Raw genomic sequence first — 256 nt, forward strand, 5'->3', positions numbered from 1 at the left:
GCTCAAGGCTTGAATCGACCTTCAGCGCTTCGTCCCTTACGCGTTTATGGACAGCTTCAATCTGCGACTTCGCCTGTTCCATTACAGAAGAAAACTCTTCCGGAATCTGCTCGTCAAAATAAGTGTCTTTCAGGTGTCCGGTGCCGTGTTCGATCGCTTCCTGAAGCGGGATACTCCGTTCTGAAAGCTTCTTTTCAATATGGCGCTCAAGAATCGTAATGTTCAGTCTCGGCACTACCGGCGTCATGCGAAAGCC

At 50.0% G+C, this 256-nt stretch carries 1 pseudogene; it reads right to left on the bottom strand.

Features of this window, described 5'->3' with window-relative positions:
* A pseudogene (locus R0K30_RS22625) lies at positions 1 to 256 on the bottom strand (bacillithiol biosynthesis protein BshC); the annotation flags it as partial.

Source organism: Bacillus sp. SIMBA_154 (assembly GCF_046536015.1).
GTDB classification, from domain to species: Bacteria; Bacillota; Bacilli; order Bacillales; family Bacillaceae; genus Bacillus; species Bacillus pumilus_P.